Source organism: Streptomyces sp. NPDC054841 (genome assembly GCF_053611045.1).
Genome location: NZ_JBSGZO010000258.1, coordinates 1 through 12,062, shown reverse-complemented (window position 1 = coordinate 12,062; position 12,062 = coordinate 1). Strand labels below are relative to the sequence as shown.

Here is a 12,062-nt window from a genome sequence, read left to right as displayed (position 1 = left end):
GTGCCGTAGCCGGCGTCGCAGGCCCGACAAGATCGCCCGGACAGGGCCTAGTCCCCGGGCGCAGGGGCGCACCGCAGCGGCCGCGGCCATCGCCCGCCGCGGCCGCCCGGTCCGGCGGGCCCTCAGGACGCCGCCCGCACCAGCCCCCGCATGACACGCGTGTCCTCGCCCATCTCCGGGTGCCACTGGACGCCCAGGACCCAGGCGGGGTCCGGGAGCTCGATTGCCTCCACCGTCCCGTCCGCCGCGTGGGCCGAGACGATGAGCCCCTCACCGAGGCGGTCCACCGACTGGTGGTGGTACGTCGGCACCGAGGACTCCTCCGGTACGAGGGCGGCGTACCGCGTCCCCGCCACCGGGGTCACCGGGTGGTGTCCGAAGACCCCGGTCTCCTTCACATGCCCTTCGAGGTGCTGGACGAGCGTGCCGCCCAGGGCCACGTTCAGCAGCTGCATGCCCCGGCAGATCCCGAGCAGCGGCGTCCCGGACGCGAGCGCCGCCTCGATCAGGGCGAGCTCCCAGGCGTCCCGTTCCCGCGCCGGCGGCCCGGTGCGCGGGTCGGTCTCGGCCCCGTACCGTACGGGCTCCACATCCGGGCCGCCGGCGACGACGAGCCCGTCCAGCCGGGCGACCGCGGACGCGGCGCGCCCGGGGTCGTCGGGCGGAAGCATCGCGGCGATACCGCCCGACGACTGGACGAGGCGCGGATAGCCCTCGGGCAGCAGCGCGGCGGGCAGCTGCCACACGCCCCACGAGGCCTTGTCCAGGTAGGTGCTGACGCCGATGAGCGGCAGGGTCACGGTGGGGTTCCTCCGGTTCGGCTGTCGAGGGGGAGTCAGTCGCGTTCGAGCTCGGCCTCGGCGGCGGCGAGCGCCGCGAACTCCTCTTCCGGCGCACGGGCCACCAGGTGGTGCCGACTGTAGAAGGCGAAGTACGCGAGGGCGACGCCGTACACCACCAGGGCGATGACGGCCGCGTCCTTGTCCACCAGGAAGGTCGCCACCAGCGCGGACAGCGCGAGGACGAAGGCGACGGACGAGGTCACCACGCCGCCCGGGGTGCGGTACGGCCGCGGCAGCTCCGGCTCCCGGCGCCGCAGCACGATGTGGGACAGCGCCATGAGCGCGTACGAGATGGTCGCGCCGAACACGGCGATGTTCAGCATCCGCGCCCCGTCCCCGGTGCCGGCCGCGAGCGCGAAGCCGATCGCGCCGGGGATCAGCAGCCCCAGGTAGGGGGACTTGCGGCGACTGGTCAGGGAGAGGAAACGGGGCAGGTAGCCGGCCCTGGACAGGGCGAACAGCTGTCGCGACCCGGCGTAGATCAGCGAGAAGAACGACGCCACGAGGCCCGCGAGGCCCGCGTAGTTGACGAAGCGGCTCAGCGCGGTCGGGTCGCCGTCGCCCTGCAACGCCACGACCAGCGGGTTGCCGGCTTCCTGGATGGCGGCCGAGCCACGCGCCCCGGTGGACGCGAAGAAGGTGAGAACGGCGAGCAGGACGAGGATGCCCATCGAGACGGCGAGCGCCCGCGGCATGGAGCGGACCGGGTCCTTGGCCTCCTCGGCGGCGAGCGGCACACCCTCCACGCCGAGGAAGAACCACATGCCGAACGGGAACGCCGCCCAGATGCCCAGCAGGCCGAACGGCAGCCACGAGTTGGAGCCGAAGGCCTCCTTGTCGACCGGGATGTCGTCGAGGCCGCTGACCTGGAAGTCGGTGAGCGCGCCGAGCGCGAAGATCAGCAGCGCGGCCACCGCGATGGCGGTGACGACGAGGCTGAAGCGCAGTGCCTCGCCCACGCCCCACAGGTGGATGCCTATGAACACCGCGAAGCAGGCGAGATAGACCGGCCAGCCCGACTCCAGACCGAACAGCCCGAGCGATTCGACGTAGTCGCCGATGAAGATGGCGATGGCGGCGGGCGCGAGGATGTACTCGATGAGGATCGCCGTACCGGTGAGGAAGCCGCCCCAGGTGCCGAGCGCGCGGCGCGCGAAGCCGTAGCCGCCGCCCGCCGTCGGCAGGATCGCGGAGAGTTCGGCGAGCGCGAAGACGAGGCAGGCGTACATCAGCCCCATGAGCACGGTCGCCGCGGCGAGACCGCCGAAGCCGCCTTTGGACAGGCCGATGTTCCAGCCCGAGAAGTCGCCGGAGACGACATAGGCGACACCGAGCCCGGTGAGCAGCAGCCAGCCCGCGCTGCCGCGCCGCAGAGTGCGGCGCTCGAGATAGTCGTCCGGCGGTGGTGTGTTGCTCCCGGTGGTGTCTTCCAGCGTCATGGCAGAGCTCCCGCGTCGGGCCCAATGGAATGGAGCCATACCTTTGCGGTGTGCGCGGGGGAAATGCAAGACCCGTGCGTTACTTTCGGGTTACGTCGGCGCGGCGCGGCCGATGGTCACGGCGGCGGTCACGGCTGCGGGTACCCGGATCACGTGAGGAAGCCGCGCAGCAGCGCCGCCGTGCCCGAGCAGTGCTCGCGCATCACCTCGCGCGCCGCGTCGGCGTCCCCGTCGAGCACCGCCTCCACCAGTGCGACGTGCTGCTGCTGGGAGTGCTCAAGATTCCGTACGAGCAGCGGAATGCAGTCCAGGAGGTCGTTCACGGTTGCCCGGACGGCCGCGTACTGCGTGGTCAGGGTTGGTGAACCGGAGAGCTCCGCGAGGGTGAGGTGCAGCAGTGTGTCGCACCGCCGGTAGTCGTCGAGGGGCGCGTCGTGCGTCGCCGCCAGGGCCGTACGCAGCCGGCCGACGCCGTCGTCGGTGAGGCCGTGCGCCGCGCACAGCCCGGCCGCGCCCACCTCGAGCACCTCACGGAAGCGGAGCGTGTCCTCGACATCGACCGCCGCGATACGGCGGCGCAGCTCGTCCTCGCCGGCGGTACGCGGCCGGTGCAGGACGAACGTGCCGCCGTAACGGCCGCGCCGGCTCTCCACCAGACCCTCTTCCTGGAGCACCTTGAGCACCTCGCGGAGCGTGACACGGCTGATCCCCATCCGGTCGGCCAGCTCGCGCTCGGCGGGCAGCCGCTCCCCACCGGGCACCAGTCCGAGCCGTACCACCTGGAGGATCTGCTCCAGTGCCTCCTCGAAGCCGTTGCCCGCTCGTACCGGCCGCAGCACGGACGTCAGCCGGTCCTCCGGCTCGCTCTTCCTCACTTGGATCCACCTCGCGATCGCATACCGTCCAGCCCTGCTGACGTGCTTCTCGGCCGGGGGTCCGGCCCGCGGCGGAGCCGCTGTGGACGCAGTGCCCCGGGAAGACGCAGCGCCACGTTGCGGTTCCCCCTTCCCAAGCAATGGTCTTCGGCAATACCTTATGGCTCCCGGCTGACCTTAGGAGGCAGATCCCGTGGCAGACCGCACACCCCCGCTGAGCGTCGAGGAACTGAGAGCCCTCGTCGCGAACGGTGAGATCGACACGGTAGTCCTGGCCTTCCCCGACATGCAGGGGAGGCTCCAGGGCAAGCGGTTCGCCGCGCCGTTCTTCCTCGACGAGGTCCTGGAGCACGGCACCGAGGGCTGCAACTACCTCCTCGCCGTCGACACCGAGATGAACACGGTGGACGGCTACGAGATGTCCTCCTGGGACCGCGGCTACGGCGACTTCGCGATGCACCCCGACCTCGCCACCCTGCGGCGCGTCCCCTGGAACGAGGGAACGGCGATGCTGATCGCCGACCTCGCCTGGAACGACGGCGGGCCCGTCGTGGCCGCCCCCCGGCAGATCCTCCGCCGCCAGCTGGAGCGTCTCGCCGAGCTCGGCTACACCGCCCAGGTCGGCACAGAACTCGAATTCATCGTCTTCAAGGACACGTACGAGCAGGCCTGGGACCGCGACTACCGCGGCCTCACCCCGGCCAACCAGTACAACATCGACTACTCGGTGCTCGGCACCGGCCGCATCGAGCCGCTGCTGCGCCGGATCCGCAACGACATGGCCGCGGCCGGACTGACCGTCGAGTCCGCCAAGGGCGAGTGCAACCCCGGCCAGCACGAGATCGCCTTCAAGTACGACGAGGCCCTCGTCACCTGCGACCAGCACGCCATCTACAAGACCGGCGCCAAGGAGATCGCCGCCCAGGAAGGCGTCTCCCTCACCTTCATGGCCAAGTACAACGAGCGCGAGGGCAACTCCTGCCACATCCACCTCTCGCTCGCCGACGCGGACGGCCGTAACGCCATGGCCGGCGGCGGGAACGGCCATGACCATGGAATGTCACAGGTCATGCGGCACTTCCTCGCCGGCCAGCTCGCCGCGCTGCGCGACTTCTCCCTGCTCTACGCACCGAACATCAACTCGTACAAGCGCTTCCAGCCCGGCTCCTTCGCCCCCACCGCCGTCGCCTGGGGCTACGACAACCGCACCTGTGCGCTGCGCGTCGTCGGCCACGGCCGCTCGATGCGCTTCGAGAACCGGCTCCCCGGCGGTGACGTCAACCCGCACCTCGCCGTCGCCGGACTGGTCGCGGCCGGGCTGTACGGCATCGAGCAGCAGCTGGAACTTCCCGAGGTCTGCTCGGGCAACGCCTACACCGCCGACTACGCACACGTCCCGACCACCCTCCGCGAGGCCGCCGAGCTGTGGGAGAACAGCCCCATCGCCAAGGCCGCGTTCGGCGACGAGGTCGTCGCCCACTACCGCAACATGGCGCGGGTCGAACTCGAAGCCTTCGACGCCGCGGTGACCGACTGGGAGCTCCGCCGCTCCTTCGAACGCATGTGAGGCACCACTTGTCGCAACCGTACGAACTCGATGTGCTGAACCCGGCCACCGAGGAAGTCATCGCCACCCTCCCCGGCGCCGGGCGACAGGACGTCGACGCCGCCGTCGAACGGGCGGCACACGCCCAGCGCGGCTGGGCGGCCGCGGCCCCCGCCGACCGCGCCCGGCTGCTGCGCCGCTTCGCCGCCGTCGTCGACGACCACATCGAGGAACTGGCGGGGCTGGAGGTCCGCGAGGCCGGCCACACCATCGGCAACGCCCGCTGGGAAGCCGGCAACGTCCGTGACCTGCTCGACTACGCCGCCGGGGGAGTGGAACGGCTCACCGGCCGCCAGATCCCCGTACCTGGGGGTCTCGACCTCACGATCCTCGAACCGCTCGGCGTCATCGGCGTCATCGCGCCGTGGAACTTCCCCATGCCGATCGCCGCCTGGGGCACGGCCCCGGCGCTCGCCGCCGGCAACGCGGTCATCCTCAAGCCCGCCGAGACGACGCCGCTGACGGCCCTGCGGCTCGCCGAACTCGCCCTGGAAGCAGGCCTCCCGGAGGGGCTGTTCCAGGTGCTGCCCGGACGCGGCGACATCGCGGGCGACGCGCTCGTACGCCACCCGGGTGTCGCCAAGATCGTGTTCACCGGCTCCACCCGGATCGGCAAGCAGATCATGTCGCTCTGCGCGGAGCGCGTGAAGCGCGTGACCCTCGAACTCGGCGGCAAGAGCCCCAACATCGTCTTCGCCGACGCCGACATCGAAGCCGCGGCCGCGGCCGCCCCCATGTCGTTCCTCGACAACAGCGGCCAGGACTGCTGCGCCCGCACCCGCATCCTCGTCCAGCGCTCGGTGTACGACGACTTCCTGGACCGGCTCGCCCCGGCCCTGAAATCGGTCGTGGTGGGCGACCCGGCGGACGAGAGCACACAGATGGGGCCGCTCATCTCGCGGACGCAACTGGACCGCGTACGGTCATATGTCACCGATGACCTTGCCGTGGTCCGCGGCAGCGCCCCCGAGGGACCGGGCTTCTGGTTCCCGCCCACCCTCGTCACGGGCGCAGCACCCGACGCTCCCATCGCCACCGAAGAGGTCTTCGGCCCCGTCGCCGTCGTTCTCCCCTTCGACGACGAGGACGACGCCGTACGCCTGGCCAACGCCACCGAGTACGGACTCTCCGGCTCCATCTGGACCCGGGACGTCGGTCGTGCCCTGCGCGTCTCCGGCGCGGTCGCCGCGGGCAACCTGTCCGTCAACTCCCACTCCAGCGTGCGCTACTGGACCCCGTTCGGCGGCTACAAGCAGTCCGGCCTCGGCCGCGAACTCGGCCCCGACGCCCTCACCGCTTTCACCGAGACCAAGAACGTCTTCATCAGCACGGAGGCCTGAACCACATGACCGACACCACAGCTGTCTGCCGCCGCCTCGTGGGCCGTACCGCCGTCATCACCGGCGCCGGCAGCGGCATCGGCCTGGCGACCGCGCGCCGCCTCGCCTCCGAGGGGGCGAACGTCGTCTGCGGCGACATCGACGAGACCGCGGGCAAGGCGGCGGCCGACGAGGTCGGCGGGACCTTCGTGAAGGTCGACGTCACCGACGCCGAGCAGGTCGAGGCGCTGTTCAGGACCGCCTTCGACACCTACGGCAGCGTCGACATCGCCTTCAACAACGCGGGTATCTCGCCCCCCGACGACGACTCGATCCTGGAGACGGGTCTGGACGCCTGGAAGCGGGTCCAGGAAGTCAACCTCACCTCCGTGTACCTGTGCTGCAAGGCGGCCATCCCCTATATGCAGCGGCAGGGCAAGGGCTCCATCATCAACACCGCGTCGTTCGTGGCGCGGATGGGCGCGGCGACCTCGCAGATCTCGTACACGGCGTCCAAGGGCGGTGTGCTGGCCATGTCCCGTGAACTGGGTGTGCAGTTCGCCCGCGAGGGCATCCGGGTCAACGCGCTCTGCCCGGGGCCGGTCAACACCCCGCTGCTCCAGGAGCTGTTCGCCAAGGACCCGGAGCGGGCGGCACGGCGGCTCGTGCACATCCCCGTGGGCCGCTTCGCCGACGCCGAGGAGATCGCGGCGGCCGTGGCGTTCCTCGCCAGCGACGACTCGTCGTTCGTCAACGCGACGGACTTCCTGGTCGACGGGGGTATTTCGGGTGCGTACGTCACCCCTCTGTAGCCCGTCCGCCGGCCGCCCCTAAGGTTGCCGGATGAGCATGTCGACCCCTCCGGGCTGGTACCCGGATCCAGGTACCCCGACCATCGAACGCTGGTGGGACGGCACTGCCTGGACCGGGCACACCCGGGCCCCCGGCACCGTGTCCATGGCCCCCGCACCTGGCCATGGACACGGCCACGGCAACGGGGCCGGTGACGGAACCGGCGGCGACGGCATCGGCAAGGGCGGGCTCGTCGCGCTCATCGCGGCAGGCGCGGTCCTTGTGGGTGCGATCGTCACCGGAGTCGTCGTACTCGGCAAGGACGACGAGGAGACCACCCGGCCGCGGTCCTCGGAGAGCATCGCCGCCCCGCTGCCCTCGGCCACCGGGAACAGTCCGAAGCCCGCCCCGACGGCGACCTCGGACCCGAACGTCCTCGTCGACCAGCTCAACGGGATCACCCTGCCCCTCCTGGCCGGCTGGGAGAAGTCCGATTCCCACGTCGACACGGCACCGGCCATGGTGACCGCCGAGTCCTACACCTGCCCTGGCGACTCCGCCCAGTTCTGCCGCCACGGCACGGTCTCCTCCCGTACGGCGACGATCACCAACGTGAAGTCGCCCGAGAAGCTCGCCACCCAGGACGTCGGCATCGCCGCCGACTGGGCGTACGACAACGACCGCGTCGGCAACCGCATCCACGGCGGCATCAAGAGCCACGAGACCGTCGCGTCGCAGTCCGTGGTCGTCGCCGGGCGCACGGGGCATTTCGTGTGCTGGCGAGTGAGGACCGGCGCGGGCCCCGGCGGTTACGTCCAGTCCCTGGTCTTTCCCTCGGCCGTCGGCTCCGAGTCGCTGATCATCGTCCGGTTCGCCTTCGATGCGGGCCCGGACGCCCCGCCGCTCAGCGACATGGACAAGATCATCAAGGGCATCCGCCCGATCGGTGACGTCTCCGGGGGAGTCGGCTCCACGATCAGCCCGTAGCCGTAGCCGTAGCCGTAGCCGTAGCCGTAGCCGTAGCCGTAGCCGTGGCCGCGCCGGTCGGAGGATCAGAGACCGGCCATCAGAGGAACGTGCGGCCCTCGCCCCGGTACGTCGGCACGGTCGTCGTCACCCGGTCCCCCTCGATCAGGTGCAGCGAATCGAACCGCTCGCACAGTTCCCCGGCCTTCGCGTGCCGGAACCACACCTTGTCCCCGATGAGCAGATCGTCGGCCGGGGAGCCCAGCAGCGGGGTCTGTACCTCGCCCGGCCCCTCCTGCGGGTCGTACCGCAGCCCGTGCGGCAGATACGGCACCGGCAGCCGGTTCGGGCCCGCGGCGCCCGACGCCGGGTAGCCGCCGCCGAGCACGGTCACCACACCGACGCCCGGGCGGCGCACCACCGGCAGGGCGAACAGCGCGGCGGGCCGCCCGCTGAACGACGTGTAGTTGTCGAACAGCCTCGGTATGTAGAGGCCGGATCCGGCCGCGATCTCCGTGACCGCGTCCTCGGCCGCCGTGTGCTGCACGCTGCCCGTGCCGCCGCCGTTGACGAACTCCAGGTCCGGCGCCACGGCCCGCACCGCGCGCACCACGGCCGCGCGCCGCTCCGCCAGTTCCCGGCGGGCCGCGGACTGCATCAGCCGGATCGCCCGCGAACGCAGCGGGCTCCCCGCGACGGCGTCCCCGACACCCGCGACATGACCCTCGTAGGCCATCAGCCCCACCAGCCGGAAGCCGGGGCGGCGCACGATCGCACGAGCCAGCTCGGCCAGCTGCGCGGGCTCCCGGAGCGGCGAGCGCCGCGCCCCGATCCGGAACCGGCCACCCAGCAGGCGCAGTGCGGTGTCCAGCTCCAGACAGACCCGGATCTCCTCCGTGCCGCCGTCGCGTGCCCGGTCGATCAGCTCCAGCTGTGCGGGGTCGTCGACCATCACCGTCACGGCCCCGGCGAGCTTGGCGTCCCCGGCCAGTTCCGCGAAGCCTGCGCGGTCGGCCGACGGATAGGCGAGGAGCACGTCCTCGAAGCCGGCCCGGGCCAGCCAGATCGACTCGTCCAGCGTGAACGACATGATGCCCTCGAACCCGTCCCTGGCCAGGACCCGTTCCAGCAGCGCACGACAGCGCACGGACTTGCTCGCCACCCGGATCGGCTTGCCGCCGGCCCGCCGGACCAGGTCGTCCGCGTTGGCGTCGAATGCCGTGAGATCCACGATGGCGAGGGGTGCGTCGAGATGCGCGGTGGCCCGGTCGTACCGGGTTCGGTCAGCGGCACGGGGAGTCATGGCCCGAGCTTGCCAGAGTGGTCTACCGGAGGGTAGGGGGACGTTCTGCGCAGATCCCCCGGGCCTGCGGTCCCGTTTCCCGTTCGGCGTACTCAAACCCGTAGAGTGACGCAGACACGGTGACGAACGGGCCTGCCCCGAAAGGCGATCCGGCGGCGATACGAGACCGAGGAAACGGGGGGGCGGATGAGCACCGAAGCGCAGCGTCCGCCAGTGCCGCCGCGCCCGTCCCGGATCACGGAAGTCCTGCTTCCGCCGGACGGTCCGCTGCCGCCGCCCACACCCGCCGAGACGACGACCCGGCTGCGCCCGATCACGGACACCACTCCGGCACCGCAGGCCGCGCCCACTGAGCCCGGCCCGCGCGCGGCGGACCCCCGCGCATCGCGAGCCGGAGCCGGAGCCGCCGACGCCGCGTCGGATACGGGGGCCGTGCCGGGCCGGCGGGCGTCCGGGAGTGTTCCCGCACCCCAGGGACCCCAAGGACCCCAGGTACCGCAAGCGCCCCGGACCCCCCGGATACCGCACGCACCGCAGGGCGCCGTTTCCGCGGGGGACGACATGCCGGACGACGCACCGACCGTCATGCCGGCCGCCATGCCGGGCGACGCACCGGTCCGTCGCCCGGACGGTCCGGCGACCCGGGCCGTGCCTCCGCGCCCGGCCGGCCCGCCACCCACGTCCGCGGCGGCCGCGTCCGGTACGGGCGCCGGGCCCCTCCCGCCGGAGGACCCGCCGCGCGCGGGGCAGGGAGTACCCGGGCAGCGCCCGCACACCCCGGCACCCCGGCGCCTCGCACCGCCGTTGCCGGTACCCGAGGGCGGCTCGGCAGGACCGGCGCCCCGGCCCGCGGCAGCCATACCTCCGCGCCCGTCGGCGCCCCGGGCCGCGGCAGCCGCACCTCCGCGCCCGTCGGATCCGCCGCGCGTCGGGCGGCCGTCATCCGTGCACCCGGACTCCGCCGCGGCGCCCGCAGCTCCCACCCCACCGGACCGGGCGCCCGCAGCTCCCCTCCCGCCGGAGCGGACGCCCGGCGCCGGGACAGCAGGCTCCGCCCGGACCTGGATGCCCCCCGGCGCGCAGCCGGGGTTCCCCGGTGCACGCGCGCCGTACCCCGGCGTGCCGCCCCGGCCGTACGCCAACGCCTTCCCCGAGACGCCCGCGGAGATCACCACACGCCTGCGGCCCATCCGTACCCGCCGCCCCGCGCGGACCGCCGCAGCCGTGGCCTGCGTCGTCCTCGGGCTCGGGCTGATCGGCGGCGCGGTCACCGGGAGTTGGCTCACCGGCGACTCGTCCGCCTCACCGGCCGCCCGTACGGGCTACGCCGACACCCGCACCCTGTGGCACAGCGCCCCCGTCGACAGCCTGTTCCCGCGCACCCTCAAGGGCGACGGCGCGGGGCCCGGCGGCGCGGACCGGGTCTGGACCCGGACTGCGGTCGCCCCCGACGGCCCGTGCGCGGGCGCGCTCGACCCGCTGCTGAGCAAGACGCTTCGGGCGGTCGGCTGCCTGCGCGTGCTGCGGGCGACGTACACCGACGCCACGGCCTCCGCGGTCACCACCGTCGGCATGGTGTTCACGGAGGCGGACCGCTCCTTGATGGCCGCCCTGCGCACCCGGTTCGCCGACGCGGGCCTGGACGAGCGGGCCGATCTCATGCCCCGGACGTACGCCGTCCCCGGCACCGTCGCCGCGGGCTTCGGCAACGGGCAGCGGGCCAGCTGGACGGTCAGCGTCCTCACGGACGCACCGGTCGTCGTGTATGCCGTCTCCGGCTTCGCCGACGGCCGTACGGTCACCGACCCGCAGCCCGCGGCGGAGGCGATGGCCTCCGGCGCTGTCTCGGCCCCCGCCCAGGCGGGCCTCGGCCACGAGGCCAAGGGCATCGCCGACCGCATCGAACGTGCGCTGCGCAAGACAGCCGCTCCGGCCCCGGAGCGTCCCGAATGACCGCTCACCCTCCGCGCGTCCGCCGCACGACGCCCCGGCGGCTGGCCGGGGCCGTCGCCGCCGCCGTCGCGCTCTCGCTCGTCTCGTCCGCGCCCGCGCAGGCCGACGGGATCCGGGCCCGCCAGTGGGCGCTCGACGCCATGCACACCGACGAGGCGTGGCAGACCACCAAGGGCAAGGGCATCACCGTCGCGGTGCTCGACACGGGCGTCGACGGCAGCCACCCCGACCTGACGGGCAGCGTGCTTCCGACCAAGGACCTCATCGGGTTCGGGGCGAAGCGCGGCGACCGGGCCTGGGCCCGGCACGGCACGGCGATGGCCGGGATCATCGCGGGTCACGGGCACGGCCCGGGGCGGGAGGACGGGGTCCTCGGGATCGCGCCGGAGGCGAAGATCCTGCCCATCCGGGTGATCCTCGAAGGCACCGATCCCGCCCGCGCCAAGGCCCGCAGCTCCCGCGGCACCGCCCTCGCCCAGGGCATCCGCTGGGCCGCCGACCACGGTGCCGACGTCATCAACCTCTCCCTCGGCGACGACAGCGAGTCCGCGCACCCCGACGCGAGCGAGGACGCCGCGGTTCAGTACGCCCTCGCCAAGGGCGCCGTCGTCGTCGCGTCGGCAGGCAACGGTGGCGAGAAGGGCGACCACATCTCGTACCCGGCGGCCTACCCCGGCGTCATCGCGGTCGCCGCTGTCGACCGCTTCGGCACCCACGCGTCCTTCTCCACCCGCCGCTGGTACGCCACGGTCAGCGCCCCCGGCGTCGATGTCGTCATCGCCGACCCGGACCGGCGCTACTACGAGGGCTGGGGTACGAGTGCGGCATCGGCGTTCGTCTCCGGCGCCGTCGCGCTCGTACGCGCCGCGCACCCCGCCCTCACCCCCGCCCGGATCAAGCGGCTTCTCGCGGACACCGCGCGTGGCGGCCCGAAGAGCGGACGCGACGACGCCAAGGGGTACGGCAT

General features: G+C 72.6%; 10 protein-coding genes. 6 read left to right on the top strand and 4 right to left on the bottom strand.

The features are described from left to right. Positions 1-122 precede the first annotated feature (122 nt). The 3 genes from ACWGI8_RS28160 to ACWGI8_RS28150 all read right to left on the bottom strand — a co-directional run bounded on the left by ACWGI8_RS28160 (position 123) and on the right by ACWGI8_RS28150 (position 3,156). A complete protein-coding gene (locus ACWGI8_RS28160; protein ID WP_453665060.1) occupies positions 123-800 on the bottom strand; it encodes a gamma-glutamyl-gamma-aminobutyrate hydrolase family protein in 678 nt (225 codons plus the stop codon). Between the two features lie 35 nt (positions 801-835). After that, positions 836-2,281, bottom strand: a complete 1,446-nt coding sequence (gene eat, locus ACWGI8_RS28155; protein WP_453665058.1) for an ethanolamine permease — start codon at positions 2,279-2,281, stop codon at positions 836-838. 149 nt (positions 2,282-2,430) lie between these two features. Continuing rightward, the gene (locus tag ACWGI8_RS28150; protein WP_453665056.1) at positions 2,431-3,156 is read right to left on the bottom strand and encodes a FadR/GntR family transcriptional regulator; all 726 of its coding nucleotides are present in this window, start codon (positions 3,154-3,156) and stop codon (positions 2,431-2,433) included. A gap of 193 nt (positions 3,157-3,349) precedes the next feature. Here ACWGI8_RS28150 and ACWGI8_RS28145 point away from each other — a divergent pair, with 193 nt between their 5' ends. From ACWGI8_RS28145 to ACWGI8_RS28130, 4 genes are read left to right on the top strand one after another with little or no spacing between them, the layout of a single operon-like run. Next, positions 3,350-4,723 carry a glutamine synthetase family protein gene (locus tag ACWGI8_RS28145; protein WP_453665054.1) on the top strand — a complete coding sequence of 458 codons (1,374 nt, stop codon included), beginning with the start codon at positions 3,350-3,352 and terminating at the stop codon, positions 4,721-4,723. 8 nt (positions 4,724-4,731) lie between these two features. Further along, positions 4,732-6,102, top strand: a complete 1,371-nt coding sequence (locus tag ACWGI8_RS28140) for an aldehyde dehydrogenase family protein (RefSeq protein ID WP_453665053.1) — start codon at positions 4,732-4,734, stop codon at positions 6,100-6,102. A 5-nt stretch (positions 6,103-6,107) separates the two neighbouring features. Next, entirely contained in the window at positions 6,108-6,893 is a 786-nt protein-coding gene (locus tag ACWGI8_RS28135) for a 3-oxoacyl-ACP reductase (protein ID WP_453665051.1), read from the top strand. A 31-nt stretch (positions 6,894-6,924) separates the two neighbouring features. After that, positions 6,925-7,860: a DUF2510 domain-containing protein gene (locus ACWGI8_RS28130; RefSeq protein WP_453665049.1), complete on the top strand. Its 936-nt coding sequence runs from the start codon at positions 6,925-6,927 to the stop codon at positions 7,858-7,860. Between the two features lie 79 nt (positions 7,861-7,939). Here the strand turns inward: ACWGI8_RS28130 and ACWGI8_RS28125 are convergent, their stop codons facing one another. Further along, positions 7,940-9,142, bottom strand: coding sequence for an amino acid deaminase/aldolase (locus tag ACWGI8_RS28125; RefSeq protein WP_453665047.1), 1,203 nt, complete (start codon positions 9,140-9,142; stop codon positions 7,940-7,942). Positions 9,143-10,207: 1,065 nt separating this feature from the next. Between ACWGI8_RS28125 and ACWGI8_RS28120 the strand changes: the two genes are divergently transcribed. Then, positions 10,208-11,095: a hypothetical protein gene (locus tag ACWGI8_RS28120; protein WP_453665045.1), complete on the top strand. Its 888-nt coding sequence runs from the start codon at positions 10,208-10,210 to the stop codon at positions 11,093-11,095. Continuing rightward, positions 11,092-12,062 (top strand): type VII secretion-associated serine protease mycosin (mycP, locus tag ACWGI8_RS28115; RefSeq protein WP_453665043.1); only part of this gene is annotated, 971 nt, incomplete at its 3' end. The genes ACWGI8_RS28120 and mycP, both read left to right, overlap by 4 nt.